At 65.7% G+C, this 19140-nt stretch carries 16 protein-coding genes; 8 read left to right on the forward strand and 8 right to left on the reverse strand.

Features of this window, described 5'->3' with window-relative positions:
- Nucleotides 1–93 precede the first annotated feature (93 nt).
- From AC1HIY_RS05350 to AC1HIY_RS05360, 3 genes are all read right to left on the reverse strand, one after another.
- Nucleotides 94–1701, reverse strand: a complete 1608-nt coding sequence (locus tag AC1HIY_RS05350) for an amidohydrolase (protein ID WP_479575682.1) — start codon at nucleotides 1699–1701, stop codon at nucleotides 94–96.
- 111 nt (nucleotides 1702–1812) lie between these two features.
- Nucleotides 1813–2787: an SMP-30/gluconolactonase/LRE family protein gene (locus AC1HIY_RS05355; protein ID WP_479575683.1), complete on the reverse strand. Its 975-nt coding sequence runs from the start codon at nucleotides 2785–2787 to the stop codon at nucleotides 1813–1815.
- Between the two features lie 88 nt (nucleotides 2788–2875).
- Complete coding sequence (locus AC1HIY_RS05360) at nucleotides 2876–3493, reverse strand: TVP38/TMEM64 family protein (protein WP_479575684.1); 618 nt, start codon at nucleotides 3491–3493, stop codon at nucleotides 2876–2878.
- A 197-nt stretch (nucleotides 3494–3690) separates the two neighbouring features.
- On the opposite strand from AC1HIY_RS05360, the gene AC1HIY_RS05365 reads away from it, so the two are divergent.
- The 8 genes from AC1HIY_RS05365 (at nucleotide 3691) to preA (ending at nucleotide 14710) form a co-directional block, all read left to right on the forward strand.
- Complete coding sequence (locus tag AC1HIY_RS05365; RefSeq protein WP_479575685.1) at nucleotides 3691–4563, forward strand: nitrilase-related carbon-nitrogen hydrolase; 873 nt, start codon at nucleotides 3691–3693, stop codon at nucleotides 4561–4563.
- Nucleotides 4564–4609: 46 nt separating this feature from the next.
- Entirely contained in the window at nucleotides 4610–6142 is a 1533-nt protein-coding gene (locus AC1HIY_RS05370) for an NCS1 family nucleobase:cation symporter-1 (protein ID WP_479575686.1), read from the forward strand.
- A gap of 51 nt (nucleotides 6143–6193) precedes the next feature.
- Nucleotides 6194–7564: an aspartate aminotransferase family protein gene (locus AC1HIY_RS05375; protein ID WP_479575687.1), complete on the forward strand. Its 1371-nt coding sequence runs from the start codon at nucleotides 6194–6196 to the stop codon at nucleotides 7562–7564.
- An 89-nt stretch (nucleotides 7565–7653) separates the two neighbouring features.
- The gene (gene hydA / locus AC1HIY_RS05380; protein ID WP_479575688.1) at nucleotides 7654–9075 is read left to right on the forward strand and encodes a dihydropyrimidinase; all 1422 of its coding nucleotides are present in this window, start codon (nucleotides 7654–7656) and stop codon (nucleotides 9073–9075) included.
- Nucleotides 9076–9122: 47 nt separating this feature from the next.
- Nucleotides 9123–10598 (forward strand): CoA-acylating methylmalonate-semialdehyde dehydrogenase, encoded by a 1476-nt coding sequence (locus tag AC1HIY_RS05385; RefSeq protein ID WP_479575689.1) that lies wholly within the window; start codon nucleotides 9123–9125, stop codon nucleotides 10596–10598.
- A gap of 48 nt (nucleotides 10599–10646) precedes the next feature.
- On the forward strand, nucleotides 10647–11984 hold the full coding sequence (locus AC1HIY_RS05390; protein ID WP_479575690.1) for an NAD(P)-dependent oxidoreductase: 1338 nt from the start codon (nucleotides 10647–10649) through the stop codon (nucleotides 11982–11984).
- A gap of 241 nt (nucleotides 11985–12225) precedes the next feature.
- The gene (locus AC1HIY_RS05395) at nucleotides 12226–13278 is read left to right on the forward strand and encodes a DUF2235 domain-containing protein (RefSeq protein ID WP_479575691.1); all 1053 of its coding nucleotides are present in this window, start codon (nucleotides 12226–12228) and stop codon (nucleotides 13276–13278) included.
- A 37-nt stretch (nucleotides 13279–13315) separates the two neighbouring features.
- A complete protein-coding gene (gene preA / locus AC1HIY_RS05400) occupies nucleotides 13316–14710 on the forward strand; it encodes an NAD-dependent dihydropyrimidine dehydrogenase subunit PreA (protein ID WP_479575692.1) in 1395 nt (464 codons plus the stop codon).
- A 130-nt stretch (nucleotides 14711–14840) separates the two neighbouring features.
- Here preA and pucL read toward each other — a convergent pair whose 3' ends face one another.
- From pucL to alc, 5 genes are read right to left on the reverse strand one after another with little or no spacing between them, the layout of a single operon-like run.
- Nucleotides 14841–15704: a factor-independent urate hydroxylase gene (gene pucL, locus AC1HIY_RS05405; RefSeq protein WP_479575693.1), complete on the reverse strand. Its 864-nt coding sequence runs from the start codon at nucleotides 15702–15704 to the stop codon at nucleotides 14841–14843.
- A 2-nt stretch (nucleotides 15705–15706) separates the two neighbouring features.
- Nucleotides 15707–16048, reverse strand: a complete 342-nt coding sequence (gene uraH / locus AC1HIY_RS05410; RefSeq protein ID WP_479575694.1) for a hydroxyisourate hydrolase — start codon at nucleotides 16046–16048, stop codon at nucleotides 15707–15709.
- A gap of 13 nt (nucleotides 16049–16061) precedes the next feature.
- Nucleotides 16062–17525, reverse strand: coding sequence for a DUF6986 family protein (locus tag AC1HIY_RS05415; RefSeq protein WP_479575695.1), 1464 nt, complete (start codon nucleotides 17523–17525; stop codon nucleotides 16062–16064).
- 4 nt (nucleotides 17526–17529) lie between these two features.
- Nucleotides 17530–18048, reverse strand: a complete 519-nt coding sequence (uraD, locus tag AC1HIY_RS05420; RefSeq protein ID WP_479575696.1) for a 2-oxo-4-hydroxy-4-carboxy-5-ureidoimidazoline decarboxylase — start codon at nucleotides 18046–18048, stop codon at nucleotides 17530–17532.
- A gap of 27 nt (nucleotides 18049–18075) precedes the next feature.
- Nucleotides 18076–19089 (reverse strand): allantoicase, encoded by a 1014-nt coding sequence (alc, locus tag AC1HIY_RS05425; RefSeq protein ID WP_479575697.1) that lies wholly within the window; start codon nucleotides 19087–19089, stop codon nucleotides 18076–18078.
- Nucleotides 19090–19140 lie beyond the last annotated feature (51 nt).

Genomic DNA, 19140 nt, shown 5'->3' on the forward strand with positions numbered 1-19140 from the left:
GCCGCGGGCGAGGCGATGAGGCGCGAAAGCGTCCGTCCTCGCATCCGGCGCAAGGACTCGCCCGGACGCGACGGATCTCCCCGCTTGGCGAGATTATCGGTCGCCGTCCGGGGCAGCTTCCTCGGGCGGAAGCGTCGGATACGTGATGCCGAGTTGTTCGAGGTACGAATCGTACCGGGCGGGGTCGAAATAAAAGGGTTTGAGGAGCGGGCGGTACGTTTCCATGATCTCCCGGTTGAGATGCGTGGCGGGAGCATCTTCCGCCGAGATGAACGGCGTATACTTCGTGTCCTTTGATTGCACCTCGTTGAAGTACTGCCACGCCGCCTCCACGAGCTCCGGGCGCATGATGAAATCGAGCGCCGTCATGGCGACGGCCTGCGCGCCTGCGGTGGCGCCCTTGTGCGCGATGGGAGTCGCCATGGCCACCGCATTCGCCCAGTGATGCCCCGGCAGTCCGGGGATGTTCGAGGGGAAGCGCATCGTCACCGTCGGGACGGTCCAGGACACGTCTCCGATGTCGTCGGAGCCGCCGCTGCGGGGGCGTTCGGGCGGTGTGCCGAGGTCGGCCGTCTCCGTCGCGAGCCCCTTCTCCTCGGCGCCGACCTGCCGCTGCACCGCCCGCGCGAGCGTCTGATCGGCCTCACTCCATTCCGGGAGCCCCACCGAGCGGATATTCTCGTACATCGTTTCGGCGATCACCTTGTTGAAGTGCCGGGGCCAGGCCGAGCCGAGGATCCGGTGGGACATCTCGGTGTCGGTCATGAGCGCCGCGCCCTCGGCGATGCGCGTGCCGATCTCGTACATCCGCCGGATGTGGTCGTAGTCGAGTTCTCGGAAATAATACCACACGGAAGCCCGCGACGGGACCACGTTCGGCTGATCGCCCCCGTCGTTGATCACGTAGTGCGAGCGCTGGTCGGGGCGGAGGTGCTCCCGCCGGAAGTTCCACCCCACGTCCATCAGTTCGACCGCGTCGAGGGCGCTTCGCCCGCGCCACGGCGCGCCCGCGCCATGGGCCGCCTCCCCTTCGAACGCATACTCCACGGAGACCAGACCGCTGCCGTTCGCCTGCCCCCACGAGACGCTCAGGTTGCTGCTGACGTGGGTAAAGATGACCAGATCCACATCCTCGAAGACGCCGTCACGGACGAAGTAGGCTTTGCTGCCCAGTTGTTCTTCGGCCACGCCGGGCCACAGCATGAGCGTTCCGGAGAGCCCCTCCCGTTCCATGATCTCCTTGACGGCGAGCGCCGCCGTCACATTGACCGCCTGCCCGGAATTGTGACCTTCGCCATGTCCCGGCGCGCCCGGAACGATGGGATCGTGATAGGCCACACCGGGCTTCTGCGAGGCCTTCGGGATACAGTCGAGGTCGCTCCCGAGCGCGATGACGGGCCGCCCCGAGCCCCACCGCGCAACCCACGCCGTGGGCATCCCCGAGACGCCTTCTTCCACCGTGAACCCGTTCTCTCTGAGGATGCCGGTGAGATACCGGGACGTCTCGTATTCCTGAAACCCCAGTTCGGCGAAGCTGAACATCATGTCCACCATCTGCGCCGTCTGCCGGCTTTGCGCGGCCACCGAAGAACGGACCTCGGCCTTGAGCGCTTCGAGTCGTGGAGGCGGCGGCGCCTCTTGCGCCCGGGTGAACGTAGAGGAGCAAAGGAGGAAGGCGGCGAGCAAGCAGGCGGCTTTCATAATCCTGAGAAGCGAAGTGAAACGTACACGGATCCAACCCGGCGCCCTCCCGCCACGGTTCGGTGACGACCCAAGAATACAGACGCCGCGTCTTCGGAACAAGCCGAAGCGCTAATTCCGCGCGCCGCCGACTTCGGGAAGTTGCCACACGTCCACACGGTCGAGCGCCACGTACGGCACGGCCACGCGCATGCGCTTCGTGTCGACGCCGATATCGGCGGGACGTCCGGCGGTTTTGACGAAGACGCGCCCGTGCCCGTTCTCGATGACGTAGAGACTCGAATCCGCCTGACTCGAGACGAGGATGCGCCCCCCGACCAGTTCGACGCCGTCGAAATAGCCGCCGGGGGACATGGCATAGATTGCGATCGATCGGTCCTCGGGACGCCAGGCCCGGAGCGTCTGCCCGCCGCCCCACGGCGCGAGGAGCATCCGTTCGTGCGCCGGATCCCACGCGATGCCGTTCGGCGGCCCCAGGAGCATGTCTTCCTCCACGACCCTCACCCGTCGGTTCCGGATGCGATAAATCCTGGACGCGCCCGTATCGGTGACGTAGAGCGAGCCGTCCGGCCCGGCGGCGAGGTCGTTCAGGAAGCCCGGTTCGAACTCAGTGAAGTCGATGAAGACGAGGTGCTTTCCGGTGAGGCGATGGAAACCGTGCACCCCGTCGGCGTCTGCGACGAAGAGGGTGTCTCCGAGCAAGAACATGCCGCGCGGTGCGTGGAGGGGATAGCGTTCGGTCCCGGTCATGAAGCGAAGCGCGAGGATCTGCCCGTCGGGCGCAACCCGGGAGATGAACCCGTTGCCGTCGCGAGCATCCCCGGCGCCGTTGAAGTTCGAGATGAAGAAGACGTCCTGATCCGGATCGTACCGCACGGATTCGGGACCGGACAGCCCTTCGATGGTCCACACAATGTCCGAGGTGTCACGCGACGCCCGCCATGCGAGCGTCTCCGCATCAACCGGAGGCGCCTCGTCGACCATCCTTGCATCCGGGGGCGGTGTCGGCTTTTCGTCTGCGCACGCCGAGAGCATGAGGAGCGGAACGAAGAGCAGGATAAGGGTAAGGGGGACGGGGCGTCGCATGGCTTCGAGAAGGGTGATCCGGAAATGCCGACATGGAATGATCCCTCATGGCGAGAACAAAAGCAACTCGCGCTTTTCGGGGCAGGCGTCAGAGCAGTAGGAGCCCGGCGCCCACACCCGCCATCACGAGGGACTGCGGCACGAGCGCCACGGCCGAACACCAGGCATAGCGCGTGAGCGGAACGCCCACCGCTCCCGGCACGAGCGTGGCCAGGTGCCCGCCGACGTACGGCACAAACCGCGCGAAGATGAGGAAGAGCGGGTGATCGACCGGCAAGCGTTTCAGTCGGTCCGGCGAGCGCGCCAGCCATGCTTCAAGGTCGAAGTCGCGGCCGGCTCGGCGACCGATGGCGTACTGCACAAACGAGGCGAGGAACCAGCCGAGCCAGCTCAGCGCCGAGCCGAGCCAGAACCCATAGATCGCCCCGTTCGACATCGCCACGACGTCCGAGGGAAACGGCGTGACGGCCACGAGGGCATGGAGCGGCACCGAGACCACGGCCGCCCACCAGCCGAACCGCTCCCACAAACCGAGCGGCCCGCCGACGGCGTCGCCCCAGCGGAGCAACACGAACGCGAGCGCCGAGAGTCCCAGCACGGCATAGACCGCTTTCGAGGTGAACACGCGCCGCCCCCACGACTGCCCGCGACCGGCGCCTGCACGCACACCGTCCGTCACCGCGTCTATGATCGTCCGTTCACCCATGCAACAACTCCGTGGATCGTGCGCCCCTCACCCCTCCGGCTAACCGGTAAAAAATCCCCAGGTTTCGGCCGCTCATGCGACACCGGGTGGGGCAGCGAGAAGGGGGAACGAAAATCGGACTTGCATTTCCCCCGAGATTCGATAAATTGGTCGTTTCCCCTTCATCGAATCTCCATCCACCATTCCTACGCTCGCTCATGGAAGCTCGCACCGTCCGCGCCGCGCTCATTCAGGCCTCGCTCGCCGAAGACGCCACGGCGCCGCTCGAGAACATCAAAGCCGCGATGATCGACAAGCACGTCGCCTTGATCGAGGAAGCGGCCCGGAAAGGCGCGCAGGTGACGTGCCTCCAGGAGCTGTTCTATGGCCCGTACTTCCCTGCCGAGCAGAAGGAGAAGTGGTACGCCCTGACCGAACGCATCCCGGACGGGCCGACGACGAAGCTCATGCAGGACCTGGCAAAGCAGCACGGCATGGTCCTCGTCGTGCCCATGTATGAGGAAGACCTCACCGGCATCTACTACAACACGGCGGCCGTCATCGACGCGGATGGCACGTATCTCGGCAAATTCCGCAAAATCCATATTCCACACTGCAATCCCGGCTTCTGGGAGAAATTTTACTTCCGCCCCGGTAACCTCGGCTATCCCGTCTTCGACACAAAGGTCGGCAAGGTAGGGGTGTACATCTGCTACGACCGCCATTTCCCCGAGGGCTGGCGCGAGCTCGGCCTCAATGGTGCGGAGATCGTTTTCAACCCCTCGGCGACGGTGGCGGGGCTCAGCGAGTACCTGTGGAAGCTCGAACAGCCCGCCGCCGCGTGCGCCAATATGTATTACGTCGGGGCGATCAACCGGCCCGGTTCGGAGGCGCCGTGGAATATCGGGGAGTTTTACGGCACGTCGTACTTCGCCAACCCGCGCGGGCAGGTCATCGCCGAGGGTCCGCGCACGGAAGACGCCGTGGTGACGGCCGACCTCGACCTGGACCTGATCCGCGAGGTGCGCAACGTGTGGCAGTTTTACCGCGACCGCCGCCCCGAAACGTACGTGAGCACGGTCCGACCGTGAGTCGCGCACCAGCCTCCGATCCTATCTACGAGACCCGACGCCGCCCATGCCGAAACGCGACCTCAGCCAATCTCCGCTGTACAACGAAGACCTCGCGCCCGTGCCGTGGTCGGCGCGGTCGTGGGGCAAGTGGAACATTGCGGCGTTGTGGGTGGGCATGTCGGTGTGCATTCCGACGTACACGCTCGCGGCGGGGTTGATCTCGCAGGGCATGTCGTGGGGGCAGGCGCTCGTCACGATCACGCTCGGCAACCTGATCGTCCTCATCCCGATGATCCTCAATGCACACGCGGGCACGAAGTACGGCATCCCGTTCCCGGTGCTCCTTCGCTCCTCTTTCGGCACGCTCGGCGCAAACGTCCCCGCGCTCATGCGCGCGCTCGTGGCCTGCGGTTGGTTCGGTATACAGACGTGGATAGGCGGCGCAGCCATCTACACCCTGCACTCCGTCATCTTCGGCTTCGAGCCCGCAGGTCCGGCCGACCTCCTGCCCGTCATCGGCCTCTCGTGGGGACAGCTCGGCTGCTTCCTTCTCTTCTGGGGCGTCAACATCGCCGTCATCCTCGCCGGCATCGACACGATCAAATGGCTCGAGACGCTGGCCGCGCCGTTCCTCATCCTCATCGGCCTCGGGCTCCTGTGGTGGGGCGTCTCGGAGGCGGGCGGCTTCGGCGTCGTTCTCTCCGAAGATACCATCGCACAGGTGCGCGGGAGCCTCTCCGGCGACTTCAATTTCTGGGCCGTCTTCTGGCCCAACCTCACCGCCATGGTCGGCTTCTGGGCCACCCTCTCGCTCAACATCCCCGACTTCACCCGGTACGCCTATTCCCAGCGCGATCAGGTGCTCGGGCAGGTGATCGGCCTGCCCACGACGATGGCGCTCTATGCCTTCATCGGCATCGCCGTCACGAGCGCAACCGTCGTCATCTTCGGCGAGGCCATCTGGGACCCGGTGGTCCTGCTCGGGCGCTTCGAAAGCCCCTTCGTCGTCGGCTTCTCCCTCTTCGTCCTCACCATCGCCACCCTCTCGACGAACATCGCCGCCAACGTCGTCTCTCCCGCGAACGACTTCTCGAACCTCTGGCCGCGCGTCATCAACTTCAAGCGCGGCGGACTCATCACCGGCGTGCTCGGCATCCTCATCTTCCCGTGGAAACTCTACACCGACCTGTCGAACTACATCTTCACCTGGCTCATCGGCTATAGCGCACTGCTCGGCTCCGTCGCCGGCATCATGCTCGCCGACTACTTCGTCTTCCGCCGGATGCGGCTCGACACCGAGGCGTTGTACGACCCGGACGGCCCCTATGCGTACGGCGGAAGCGGGTTCAACTGGCGGGCGCTCGTGGCCGTGGTCGCGGGCATCCTCCCGAACGTGCCCGGCTTCCTCGTCCAGGCTTCGAACGGCGTCATCGAAGCGCCGGCGTTCTTCTCGGTGTTGTACACGTACGCCTGGTTCGTCAGCCTCTCGCTTGCCGGGATCGTGTACCTCGGGCTGATGGTTGCCTTCCCCGTGGCCGAGCCCACCCCCGTCCCTGAACCCGTGGCGACGGCCGAAACGCCGTCCCCACGGCCCTAGCCGACCGCCCGAACGCCCCTTTTCTTTCACGAACCTTCCGCGATTACCCTCATGCCCGACCCGACCCTCACTTCGCTCCGCCCCATGCCACCGTGCGACCATACGCCGCGCCCGTACACGGGCCCCTCGCGCGAGGAGACGCTGGCGATGCGCCGTCAATACGTGCACCCCTCGGTCTTCACGATCTACAAAGAACCGCTCATGCTCGTCGAAGGACACATGCAGTATCTCTTCGACGAGACGGGCCGGCGCTACCTGGACATGATCGCCGGGATCGTCACGGTCTCGTGCGGACATTGCCATCCGAAGGTGATCGAGCGGGTGCGGGAGCAGGTCTCGACCCTCCAGCACGCGACGACGATCTATCTCCACCCGAACCTGCCGAAGCTCGCCCGCCGCATCGCCGAGAAGATGCCGCCGGGACTCGACGTGACGTATTTCGTGAACAGCGGCAGCGAGGCGAACGAGCTGGCGATCAACATGGCGCGGGTCTTTACCGGACACACGGACGTGATCGCGGTTCGGAACAGTTACCACGGAATGTCGAGCACGTCGATGGGGCTGACCTCACACCACACGTGGAAGAACGACATCCCGCAGGGCTACCGCATCCATCACGCGCTGTGCCCCGACCCGTACCGCAACCCCTTCGACGGCACGCCCGAGGAGATCGCGCACAAGAGCGCCGAGGATCTCCGCGACCTCATCCGCTTCTCGACGCCGGGCGAGATCGCCGCGTACATCGCCGAGCCGATTCAGGGCGTGGGCGGCGTCACGCACGGAGCGCCGAACTATCTCCGCGAGGCATACGCCATCGTGCGCGAGCATGGCGGGCTGTGCATCTCCGACGAGGTGCAGACCGGCTTCGGACGGACGGGCGCCCATTACTGGGGCTTTCAGAACTTCGACGTCGTTCCGGACATGGTCGTCATGGCCAAGGGGATCGGCAACGGGGTCCCGCTGGCTGCCGTCACCACGCGGCGCGAGATCGCCGAGGCGTTCACGAAGCGCCTCCATTTCAACACGTACGGCGGCAACCCGGTGAGCATGGCTGCCGCCCTCGCCGTGCTCGACGTGATCGACGAGGAAGGGCTTCAGGAGAACGCCCGCGTCGTCGGCGGAGCGCTCAAGGAGGGACTCGAAGCGCTCATGGCGCGGCATCCGATCGTCGGCGACGTGCGCGGGATGGGGCTCATGCTCGGCGTCGAACTCGTCCGCGACCGGGCCACGAAAGAGCCCGCGAACACGGAGACCGCCGAGGTCCTCGAAGCGGCAAAAGAGATGGGCGTGCTCGTGGGCAAAGGCGGGCTCTACGGCAACGTGCTCCGGATCAAACCGCCCATGTGCATCACCCACGCCGACGTCGACTTCGCCCTCGACGTGCTCGACCGCGCCTTCGCACGCGTCGGCGGCCCGGCATAAGCCCTTTCGCCTCACATCACGAGATCGAAGCCGGGAGATGCCCTAAGATTGCCCCCAGACTTCCTTTCATCCATCCACGGTGAACCCTCATGACTTTCGACACCATCATCAAAGGAGGCTCCGTCGTCACGCCTGCCGGGACGGTCGAGGCCGACGTCGGCATCCGGGGTGAAAAGATCGCCGCCATCGGCGCGGATCTCGACGCGGAGGGCGCTCAGGTCATCGACGCCCGTGGGCACTACGTCCTCCCGGGTGTGCTCGACGTCCACGTGCACCTGGCCCTCCCCTTCTGCGGCACCGTCTCGGCCGACGACTACCTCACGGGCACGCGGGCCGGCGCGCGCGGCGGCGTCACGACGCTCATCGACTTTGCCATCCCGTACGCGGGCGAATCGCTCAGCGAAGCCGTCGACAACTGGCACGCGAAAGCCGAAGGCAAAGCCCTGATCGACTACACGTTCCACGTGTGCATCACCCGGTGGGACGAGCACAAGGATCAGATCAAAGACATGGTCGATCGCGGCTTCTCGACGTTCAAGGAGTTCATGATCTACGAGTCCGAGGGCTGGCAGTCCGACGACCGCGCGATGTTCGGCACGCTCGAGAAGATGCGCGAGTACGGCGCGATGCTCCTGGTCCATGCCGAGTCCTCGCGGGTGCTCGACGAACTCATCGCGCGCCACCACACGCCGGAGCAGATGGCCCGGTACGGCGCGCGGCTCCACCCGATGACGCGCCCGAATTTCATCGAGGCGGAAGCCATCCAGCGCGCCGTCACGTGGAGCGAAGTCACCGGCGGGCAACTGTACATCGTCCACATGTCCACGGCCGAAGGCGCGGAGATCGTGAAGGCGGCGCAGGCGCGGGGCGTGCCCGTCCTTGCCGAGACCTGCGTGCAATACCTCGTCCTCGACGATTCCGTCTTCGAGGGTGAAGACGGCCACCTCTACGCCTGTTGCCCTCAGATAAAAAAGCCGAAGGACGTCGCGCGTCTCTGGCGCGGCCTCCGCGACGGCGAGGTCTCCGTCGTCTCCACGGACACGTGCACGTTCACGCGTGAACAAAAAGCCATGTGGGAAGGCGACTGGACAAAGATCCCGATGGGGTTGCCGGGGCTGGAGACCCTTCTGCCGCTCGTCTACACCCACGGTGTCCTCGAGGGTCGGCTCACGCTCGAAGAGCTGGCCATGAAGCTCTCGACCAACCCCGCCCGGATCATGGGCCTCGCCCCGAGGAAGGGCGCCGTGCAGGTGGGCGCGGACGCCGACCTCGCCATCATCCACCCGACGCGCCGCCTCACCGTCGATCCCGCCACGATGGAGACCAATGCCGACTGGTCGCCGTACGAGGGGTGGGAGCTGGCCGGTTTCTCCCGCACGACGCTTTCACGCGGCGAGGTCATCGTAGAGGACTACCGCGTCGTCGGCGCGCCCGGACGCGGGCAATGGCTGCCCCGGAAGACGGCCGGCCTCCGCCCCGCCCCGCAGCCGCCCGAGCACGCGACGGCATGAGCCCCGCGAGGCTCCCCTTCCTTCATTCATCAGATGAGAGCGCAGCCATGATTACCCAATCCATCACCGTCGAGACCCTGGCCAACATCATCGGAGGACGCGCCGTCAAGAGCGCCTCGGACCGCACGTTGCCGGTCACGGCGCCGCTCACCGGCGAGGTCCTCGCGCACACGCCGCTCTCCACCGCCGCCGACCTCGACGCCGCCGTGAAGGCCGCCGCCGAAGCGCAACCGGCGTGGGCCGACCTGCCGCTCAAAGACCGTGTGCAGGTTTTTTTCCGCGCAAAAGCCATCATCGAAGACGAGCTCGACGCGCTCGCCGAGCGCATCACCGAGGAGAACGGAAAGACCCTGGCGGAATCTCGGGGGAGCATTCTGCGGGCGGTCGAATGTCTCGAGTTCGCCGCGAGCCTGCCGCAGATCGCCGCCGGAAGCGTGCTCGAAGTGAGCCGGGGCGTCGAGTGCAAAACGGCGCGTGTGCCGCTCGGCGTGACGGCGGGCATCACACCCTTCAACTTCCCCTTCATGGTCCCGCTGTGGATGATCCCCATGGCGATCGGCCTCGGGAACGCGTTCATCCTCAAGCCGAGTGAGCAGACCCCGCTCTCCGCCCTCGAAATCGCCCGCATCCTTCGGGAAGCGGGACTCCCCGACGGCATCTTCTCCGTCGTCCACGGCGACCGGGAGGTCGTCGAGGCCATCTGTGACCATCCGGGCATCGCCGCCGTGGGCTTCGTCGGTTCGACGCGTGTGGCGCGTAAGGTGTACGCGCGCGCCACGGCCGCGGGCAAGCGCGTGCGCGCGCTCGGCGGGGCGAAGAATCACCTCGTCGTGGCGCCGGACGCGGATCCCGAGATGACCGCCTCGAACGTCGTCTCCTCCGTCACCGGCTGTGCGGGGCAGCGATGCATGGCCGCGAGCGTGCTCCTCGCCGTCGGCGACGTCGAGCACATCCTCGACCGCATCCGTGAGAAGATGGCGGCCCTCCGCGCCGGTCGCGACCTCGGCGCAATCATCAATGAACGCGCGTACGAGCGCATCACCGGCTACCTCGACCGGGCCGAAGCCCATGGCGCGCGCCTCACGCTCGACGGCCGTCACGCCGTCGCCGAAGACGCCCCGCCGGGCGGGAAGTACCTCGGCGCGAGCATCATCGACCACGCCTCGCCCGACCACGAAGCCTCCTGCGATGAGATCTTCGGCCCCACCCTCACCATCATCCGGTGCGAATCGCTCGACGAGGCCCTCGCCATCGAGAACGCCAACCCGTACGGCAATGCGGCGGCCATCTATACCTCCTCCGGAGGCGCGGCGCAGTATTTCGCAGATCGCGCCTCCGCCGGAATGGTCGGCGTGAATATCGGCGTGCCCGTCCCCCGCGAGCCGTTCGCCTTCGGCGGGTGGAACGATTCGAGCTTCGGAGGCGGAGACATCACCGGTCCGACGGCCATCGATTTCTGGTCGAAAACGAAAAAAATCACCACGAAATGGTCGAACGAACACCAGTCGAACTGGATGTCGTGAAGCCCCTTTTCGAGGACCTTTGTTTCGATGAACCGAACCCGCCGCGCCATGGTCGAACGAACGAAACTATCCGCCGAAACGCTTGCCGAGAACTTCGCCGATCTCCATGCGCCCTATGCCCGCGACGAGGCGGTGGCGGAGGCGTCGCGGTGCCTGTTCTGCTTCGACGCCCCGTGCACGCGCGCCTGCCCGACGCGCATCGACGTGCCCCGGTTCATCCGGCAGATCCTGCACGACAACCCCGCCGGTGCGGCGGAGACCATCTTTGCGGAGAACATCTTCGGTGGTTCGTGCGCGCGCGCCTGCCCGACCGAGGTGCTCTGTGAGGGCGCGTGTGTGGATCGGACCCTGCTCAAAAGCCCCGTTCAGATTGGTCGCCTTCAGCGGTACGCCACGGATTACGCAACGGACCGGGGCCTGCGCTTTTTCGAGCCCGGCCCGGACACGGGAAAGCGGGTGGCCGTCGTCGGCGCGGGGCCTGCCGGCCTCACGTGCGCGCATGAGCTTCGGAAAGCCGGACACGCCGTCACCGTCTTCGAAGCCCGAGACGTGGCGGGCGGGTTGAACACGCTGGGCATCGCCGCCTACAAGATCTCCACCGAGCTGGCGCTCAAGGAGCTCGAGCCGATCCTCGACATGGGCGTCGAGATCCGGTACCGCACGCCTGTCGATGCGGCCAAACTGGCCGAACTCCGGGAGACGTACGACGCCGTCTTCCTCGGCCTCGGGCTCGGGAGCACGGCGTCGCTCGGCCTCCCCGGCGAGGACGCGGCCGGCGTGTGGGAAGCGCTCGACTTCATTTTCCAGACCCACACCGGCCCCCTGACCGAGTGCGTGGTCGGCGAGCACGTGGTGGTCATCGGCGCAGGCAACACGGCCGTCGACGTGGCGACGGAGGCCGTCCGCCTCGGCGCAAAGTCCGTCACGATGGTGTACCGGAGGACGGAGAAAGCGATGCCCGCGTTCGCCTATGAGTACGAACTCGCCAAAAAGGACGGCATCCGGTTTCTGTGGAACGTGCAGCCCGTCGGCTTCGAAGCCGAGGACGGACGGCTCACCGGCGTGCGGCTCGTGCGGGTCGAGAGCGAGGGCAACGGACGTTCATCGGCGCTCACGCCGGTTCCCGGGAGCGCATTCGTCCTCCCGTGCGACATGGCCGTGAAGGCGCTCGGGCAAACGCCGATCCTTGGTCTTCTTCGGCAAACGCCCGGACTCCGCATCGAAGGCGGACGGCTCCTCGTGGATCCCGAGACCGGTTTCACGGGCGCGCCCGGCCTCTTCGCAGGCGGAGATTGCACTTCCAGAGGCGCCGAGATCGTCGACGCCGTCGCGGAAGGCAAAAGAGCCGCTCGGGGGATCGACGCGATGCTCCACGCCTCAGCCTGACAAGGGCGCGCCGGCGGACACCTTCTTCAATAAGCCAACCCCGACTACCCGGAAGCACATGTTCCATTCAAAGGAAACAGGTAGCCGAAAGCCAACCTCATTTATCAAAAAACGACCACGATTCATGCGGGACCGATAAGAACCGACGCGGCTCGTGAAGCGCGCCCGGTTTCGTGAGAAGGAAGTACGGGGCCTCGCGCCCCTTCCCCCGGAACCTTCACCTGACGAATCGGAGCGAGCCATGGCAAAGAACATCGTCGTTTTCTCGGACGGGACGGGACAGGAAGGCGGAGTGGGTCACAACACCAACATATACAAGCTGTTCAATATGCTCGAAGACCGGACCGCCCGGCAAGTCGCCTTTTATGATCGAGGCCTCGGCACGGGCGCTCGGAAGATCACGGGCAACGTCGGGGGACGCGGGATCTCCCGCAACATCAAAGACTGTTACCGGTTCATCTTCGAGCATTTCCGGGCCGGAGACCGCCTCTTCCTCTTCGGCTTCAGCCGGGGGGCTTCCACCGTACGGAGTCTTTCGAGCTTCATCCATTACTTCGGCATCCTCCCGCAGTCGCGCCCGGAACTGATCGACCGGGCGTACAAGATTTACAAGATCGAGGACAACGACGAACGAACGCGGCGGGCGGTTGCCTTCGTGGAGCGGCATCACACGATGTGGACCCGGATCACGTTCATCGGATGCTTCGACACCGTGGCCGCGCTCGGCCTTCCATTCAAGGCGGCGAGCCTGATCCTCGACGGCATCCCCGGCTTCCGGCATCGCTTCCACAACTTCAGCCTCAGCCCGAGCGTCGAGAACGCCTATCACGCCCTGGCCATCGACGACGAGCGGCGGACGTTTCACCCCGTCCTGTGGGAACCCGAAGTGCTCGACTATCAGACCGTCCGACAGGTGTGGTTCATGGGCATGCATACGGACGTCGGCGGCGGCTACGCCGAATCCAACCTCTCCGACATCCCGCTCGTGTGGATGACGCAGAAAGCCGTCGCACACGGGCTTCACCTCTTCCCGCGGCATAAGGTGAAGATCGCCGAGGACGCCGACGGCTTCATGCACGACTCCCGAAAAAAGGGGCTGACGAAGTTCTATCGTCGGAAAGTCCGCGCGTGGAACCCGCGCCGGTCGGACCGCCCCGTCGTGCATCAGAGCGTTCTCGAACGAAAAAAGGGCCGCGCCAACGACGACCGTTCGTATCAACCCTGGATCCTCGCACACGAGCACGAGGTCGAGCCGTGGGTCCGATACGAGGTTCAACCGTGGCGAACGACCTGACCGCGAACCCTTCTCACGTCATCATCCCGAAGAAACCATGCGTCACCCCGACCTGACCGCCAACGTGGCCGGCATCACCTCGCCGAACCCCTTCTGGCTGGCAAGCGGCCCGCCGACGAACTCCGCCTATCAGGTGCGCCGGGCCTTCGAAGCCGGATGGGGCGGCGCGGTGTGGAAAACCCTGAGCCACGAGCCCATCGTGAACGTCTCCTCCCGATATGGAGCCGTCGATTATGACGGGCGCAAGATCATGGGCTTCAACAACATCGAGCTCATCACGGACCGCACGCTCGAAGTGAACCTCCGAGAGATCCGCGAGATCAAGCGCGAATTTCCCGACCATGCCGTGGTGGTCTCGCTCATGGTGGAATCGAACCGTGAGGCCTGGCACGACGTCGTCAGGCGCGTCGAGGACACCGGATGCGACGGGCTCGAGCTCAATTTCGGCTGTCCGCACGGGATGAGCGAACGGGGCATGGGCTCGGCGGTGGGTCAGGTGCCTGAATACACGCGCATGGTCACGGAGTGGGTGAAGGAGGTCGCCGAGACCCCGGTGCTCGTGAAGCTGACGCCGAACATCACGGACATCCGTTTCACGGGCCGCGCCGCCCGCGAAGGGGGAGCCGACGGCCTCTCGCTCATCAACACGATCAACTCGATCATGGGCGTCGATCTCGACACGTTTGCGCCCAGGCCCGACGTGGCCGGTCGCGGCTCGCATGGCGGGTACTGCGGCCCGGCGGTCAAACCCATCGCGCTGAACATGGTCCACCAGATCGCCGCCGATCCGGGCATTGCCCTGCCCGTCTCCGGCATCGGCGGCGTGCAGGCCTGGCAGGACGCCGTCGAGTTTCTCCTCCTCGGCGCGGGCAACGTGCAGGTGTGCACCGCCGCCATGCACTACGGCTTCCGCATCGTCGAGCACCTGATCTCCGGCCTCGAAAACTGGATGCGCGAGAAAGGCTTTGCCACCCTCGACGACTTCGTGGGCCTCTCCGTCCCCCGCATCGGTGACTGGGCCGACCTCGACCTCGGGCACAAGGTCGTCGCCGAGATCGACCAGAACACGTGCATCCATTGCGGGCTGTGCTTCATCGCCTGCGAGGACGGCGCGCACCAGTCGATTCGCCGGTCCGAGATGCCCGTCCCGGTCTTTGCCGAAACGATCCTCTCCAACGGAAGCACTACGGCCGTGGCGCACAGCGGAGGTCACGAAGTCATCGCCGGCGCGGGTGCGGGATACGTGAACCTGTACGAGATCAACCGGGAAACGTGCGTCGGATGCAACCTGTGCTCACTCGTATGTCCCGTGAGCGGCTGCATTACCATGAAGGAGGTCCCTTCGGAGATCCCGCACATGACATGGCGCGAATACCAGGAGAAGCTCGCGCGTGGGGAGGTCGAGCCGATCCGGCCGCCCGATCACGTTTGAGCCGCGTGGTCGAAACGGTTCGTGGCCGCAGGCCATCGGCGAACACCGTGCTTCCCTGACGGCGAACCCTGCGAGCCCCACGGACGCGACCGAAGGGAGCCCACGGACGCAAGTCGAAGGGCGAGGCCGCTCACCCTTCCCGGCGGACGGTCCCTTCGATGTACCCGGAAGGTTCGTCGATGGGCAGGAAGATTTCGTTCGGGTTGTCCCTCCCGAAGGGGGTCAGATCGACGTGGAGGTAATGCTTGTTCGGCATCACGAGGTTGATCTCGGTGATGGCGTCACATGCGGCCAGGGCGGCTTCTCCCATGGCATAGAGGGTATGCTGTACGGAGAGGCTCTCGTGCGCGGCAAACCGGTCGCACAGGGCCTGCCGGATCGTCTGTCGACAGGCGTTATAGTCGAGCGAGGAGCCGGCATAGACCCACGTTGCGTCGAGGCTGGTAGCGAACACGCGGTCGGCGGCGTCTCGGAGCGTCGTCAGGGGGTCGCGGAGAAAATTCGAGAATCCCGACTTCGTGGATTTCATGATGGGAAACGACCGGATCCCGGAGGCCACCCTCAGGCTCTCGCGCGTGCGGGTGACGCGGGTCATCGGCGTCTCCGGACCGACGCGGTGGAACGCATGGGGATGCCGTTCCATCCCCCCCGCCTCCGTCGTCACCGGCATCGCCACCCACCGGCGCTCGAAAACCGACACTTCCGCCCGCGTGATGTGGGGCAACGTATCGAGGAAATGGGCCGCGAGGCCGCTCGCAAACGCTTCGAGCGGATCGATCGGGTGATCCTTTGCCCACACGTACACGGTGTTCTTCATCGTATCCGTGGGAAGCACGAGCCGGTTGTCTCCTTTCACATATGCCTCTTCGAGGTTGCCTTCGAGCATCACGTCGACGCTCACCTCACGCACCTCGTGCCGTTCCACACCGTGCGTCACCTTCAGGACGCGGACGCTTTTTTTTCCGTATCGATTCTTTGCGAGCGCAACGTTCATGGTCAACTCCCCCGATAGGTTGTGTATCCGAAAGGACTGAGCAAGAGCGGCACGTGATAGTGGCGCTCTGCCGATGAAATGTCGAAGACGATGCAGACGAGCGGGTAAAAATGCTCCCGCCCGGCTTCCTCGAAATACGACCCGACGTCGAACGTGGCGCGGTAGACGCCCGGCGAGAGGCTCGCGCCGCCGAGGAGGTCGCCGATGCGCCCGTCGTCGTCGGTGACGTCGCCGCCGACCTCCTCCCATCCGCCTTCCGTCCGGCGTTCGAGCGTCACGGAGAGGCCCCCGGCGGGGATGCCGAGGACGGTATCGAGCACGTGCGTAGAGATGGTGTGCGGCATGGCTTTCGTGGGTTCATGAACCGGCAGACGAGACGTCCGCCGCCCGGCGACGTCCTTCGAGGATGCGATAGAACGACCGCGTCCGGATCTCTTCGAGCGTGAGGCCGGTGCGCGCCGTCTCGGCTTCGGTGACGGCCCCGCAGTTGACGGCGCGGAGGAAGTAGTTGAGCAGCGCCTGACCCGTCGCGGCATCGTCGAACACGTCGCCGACGAGGGTAGCCTGCGCCGCCTTTTCGATGAAATTGCGGAGGCGGACGGCGGCAGCCTCGAAGCCGTCGAGGAAGAAGGCGAAGACCGTGGCGTACCGCACCGGGAGCTGCGCCGGATGCAGATCCCATCCCTGATAATAAGCGTGGCGGAGCGAATGGCGGATGTGCGCGGCGTTGATGCGCCAGGCGCGATGGACGGCTTCTCGGTTTTCCCGCGCCTGTGCCTCGGTCAAGGGCCGTCCGTCTGCGCGGTGCGGGGCCACGGGCAACACGTTCGTCGCGCCGTCGGAGAGCCAGAGCCCGGCGCCGGCAAGCGCGACCTGCATCGCGTGCCGCGCGAAGTCGCAGGCCGGATGCGTCATGCTCTGATGCGCGGCGGTGATGTTGAGCGAGGCCGTATAGTCGTAAACGCCGAAATGCGCCGCCACACACCGCCCCCGAGCCGCCGTCACGAACGCGGGCAGCGGCGACCGCCCCTCACCGTCGAGGATCGACTGCGGGGTCTCGACCATGAGTTCGAGGCGGAGCGACTCCGGCGCGAGGCCGAGCCTGGCCTCCAACGCTTCGAGCAGATCCGCGAGCACGGCGACATGTTCGGGATGCGTCACTTTCGGCAGGGTGACGACGAAGTGCTCCGGCAGGCGGCCCCCGGTCTCTGCACAGAGGTGTGTGACGAAGAGATCGAGCGTGCGGACAGCGCGTTCTTTCCGCTCTTCGTTCAGGGGCTTGATGCGGATGCCGAGGAACGGCGGAAGCGCACCTTCCCGCTGTCCGCGCGCCACCTCGGAGGCGCACCGCACCGCCTCGGCGTCCTCCTCGGCATCGGGCCGGTTGCCGAAACCGTCCTCGAAGTCGATGCGGAAGTCTTCGACGGGCTCCCGCGTGAGCTTCTCCGCCACGCGCCGGTAGACCGTCTCGGCCAGCCACGCGGCGGGATGCTCTTCTCGCGCGCGCTCGCCGGATTCGGATAAAACGGACCGGAGCCGGGCCGCCTCCGCTTCGCCGTGCGGCAACTCCTCGTGGCCCGGAAGCTCCATTGCGTGCGCGAGGTCGAGGAACGTCGGCGCATACGTGCGCAATGCCCGAAGCGCCACCTGCCCCATCTTCCGGGGCGTTTCCACCCTGAAGAGATGCGCGCCTCCGTACACGGTGTGGACGGGCTGACGCCGCTCCGAATCGCCGGGATACCGCTCCGCAACGCGGGCGTTCGCCGCCCGCAACCGTTCCATGAGCACCCCCGCCTGCGTTTTCGACAAGCTTTCTTTCATATCGTCATCGTTCCTCGGACAAAAGTTTTTGCAACCGGATGCGGGTGATCTTCTCCTGTTCTCCCGCGGCGATGCGAAGCTCCTCTCCGGGCTCATTCGACAGACGCGCTTCGAGGAGCGAAGCCATCTCGCCCGCGCTCTTTCCCGTGGCGCACACGATGAAGAGGAACTCGAAGCGCTCTTCATAGCGCCGGTTGCCCTCGGCGAGCCGCCGGAGTTCCTCCTCCGTCGCCGCGGCAACGCTGCCCTGCTCGCCCGCCGCCCACGCTTGTGTGGAAGCGAAGCGCTCGCGCAGGTGTTCGAGGTCGCCGATGCGCGGGTGCGCGGCAAACGCTTCGAGCCAGTCCGCAGGCCCGAGTTTCCGCCACACCGCACGCGCCGCCTCGTAAAGGGCGTCCTCGTCCGGGAACGGACGTCTCGCCGTCATGGCTTCCGCCCACCGATCGGAACCGCAACACCGAAGAAAGGCGTCGCGCGCGGAGGCTTCCGGGAGGCGATTGAGCGCTTCGAGACCGGGGGTCATGGGTGCGTGTGATTGCGGGTGAGCGATTCAAACGTCGCGGCGACCAAAGACGCGAAGACGAGCCACACCGCCATCCGGGAAGATGTTCAGCCGCACGTGCGTGCATACTTCGCTCTCGGGAAGATCCTCGAATGCATGCACCGTGTCCGGGCGAAGCTTCGTCTTCGGAAGCACCGGGCGCCAGTCGAGGTCGTCGCGGAGGAAGACCTCGGGCCTTGCGTCGGGAAGATACACGCCTTCGAGCGAACATTCATCCGGATAATTGCCCTTGAAATGGGTCGTATCGACGAGCACCCGGGCCACGCGTCCGGGTGCGCCGAGACGGACGACGATCCAGTCGTGCCCCGTCCCTCGCCGGCGTCGCGTCTCCCATCCGTCCCCCATGTCTGCGGGCGGGCCGGGCATGATGAGGTTGTTCATGTCGCTGAAGAACATGTCGCTGCACAGCACGGCGACGCCGCCGTTCTTGAGCGCCGCGAGATCGACGAGCCCGTCCTCGGGCATCGCGGACCAGTCCGGCGCGACCGTCCCGTACACCCGCAACCGCGCCACCCCGCCGTCGGGGAAAATGTTGAGGCGCACATGGCTCCAGACGCCCTCCCGAACGGCGGCCATGAGGTTCTGCGCCCCGGGTCGAAGCGGCGAGCACGGGACGATCTCCGTCCATGCGACGGCCTCATCGAGCGCGTCCTCGGCGGAGACGGCGCCGGGAAGAAGCGCAGCCTCGAGCGAGGCAAAAGGCGGGTGATTGCCCAGAAAATGGTTCGTGTCCACGTCCACGCCGCGAATGACCCCGGTGAACCCGAGCCGGATCACGCACCAGTCGTGCCCCGGTCCGCGTTTCCGCCGAGACTCCCAGCCGTCCATCCACTTCCCCCGGTCGGTGTACTTGTCCGGAACGAAGACGCCCCGCCCGGGCTTGAGCAGGTTCTCTTTTGGGGCGAAAAACTCATCGCTCGCCGCAAGCGCCCGGCCTCCGAGCCGCTCCGAGGCCAGATCCACCAGACCCGACAAAGGTATCGCTTCGTTTGAATGGTTCATGGCTATCGCTCAAAATTTAAGGCTTCTACAAACGAGAGGACCGATCATCCC

The sequence above is a fragment of the Rhodocaloribacter sp. genome, from assembly GCF_056451265.1.

Bases quoted from the DNA above. Each gene is read 5' to 3' on its own strand.
- AC1HIY_RS05370 (WP_479575686.1), top strand. From the start codon at position 4,610: ATGCCGAAACGCGACCTCAGCCAATCTCCGCTGTACAACGAAGACCTC.
- pucL (WP_479575693.1), bottom strand. From the start codon at position 15,704: ATGAACGTTGCGCTCGCAAAGAATCGATACGGAAAAAAAAGCGTCCGC.
- hydA (WP_479575688.1), top strand. From the start codon at position 7,654: ATGACTTTCGACACCATCATCAAAGGAGGCTCCGTCGTCACGCCTGCC.
- alc (WP_479575697.1), bottom strand. From the start codon at position 19,089: ATGAACCATTCAAACGAAGCGATACCTTTGTCGGGTCTGGTGGATCTG.
- preA (WP_479575692.1), top strand. From the start codon at position 13,316: ATGCGTCACCCCGACCTGACCGCCAACGTGGCCGGCATCACCTCGCCG.
- AC1HIY_RS05395 (WP_479575691.1), top strand. From the start codon at position 12,226: ATGGCAAAGAACATCGTCGTTTTCTCGGACGGGACGGGACAGGAAGGC.
- AC1HIY_RS05365 (WP_479575685.1), top strand. From the start codon at position 3,691: ATGGAAGCTCGCACCGTCCGCGCCGCGCTCATTCAGGCCTCGCTCGCC.
- AC1HIY_RS05350 (WP_479575682.1), bottom strand. From the start codon at position 1,701: ATGAAAGCCGCCTGCTTGCTCGCCGCCTTCCTCCTTTGCTCCTCTACG.
- AC1HIY_RS05360 (WP_479575684.1), bottom strand. From the start codon at position 3,493: ATGGGTGAACGGACGATCATAGACGCGGTGACGGACGGTGTGCGTGCA.
- uraD (WP_479575696.1), bottom strand. From the start codon at position 18,048: ATGACCCCCGGTCTCGAAGCGCTCAATCGCCTCCCGGAAGCCTCCGCG.
- AC1HIY_RS05390 (WP_479575690.1), top strand. From the start codon at position 10,647: ATGGTCGAACGAACGAAACTATCCGCCGAAACGCTTGCCGAGAACTTC.
- uraH (WP_479575694.1), bottom strand. From the start codon at position 16,048: ATGCCGCACACCATCTCTACGCACGTGCTCGATACCGTCCTCGGCATC.
- AC1HIY_RS05385 (WP_479575689.1), top strand. From the start codon at position 9,123: ATGATTACCCAATCCATCACCGTCGAGACCCTGGCCAACATCATCGGA.
- AC1HIY_RS05415 (WP_479575695.1), bottom strand. From the start codon at position 17,525: ATGAAAGAAAGCTTGTCGAAAACGCAGGCGGGGGTGCTCATGGAACGG.
- AC1HIY_RS05355 (WP_479575683.1), bottom strand. From the start codon at position 2,787: ATGCGACGCCCCGTCCCCCTTACCCTTATCCTGCTCTTCGTTCCGCTC.
- AC1HIY_RS05375 (WP_479575687.1), top strand. From the start codon at position 6,194: ATGCCCGACCCGACCCTCACTTCGCTCCGCCCCATGCCACCGTGCGAC.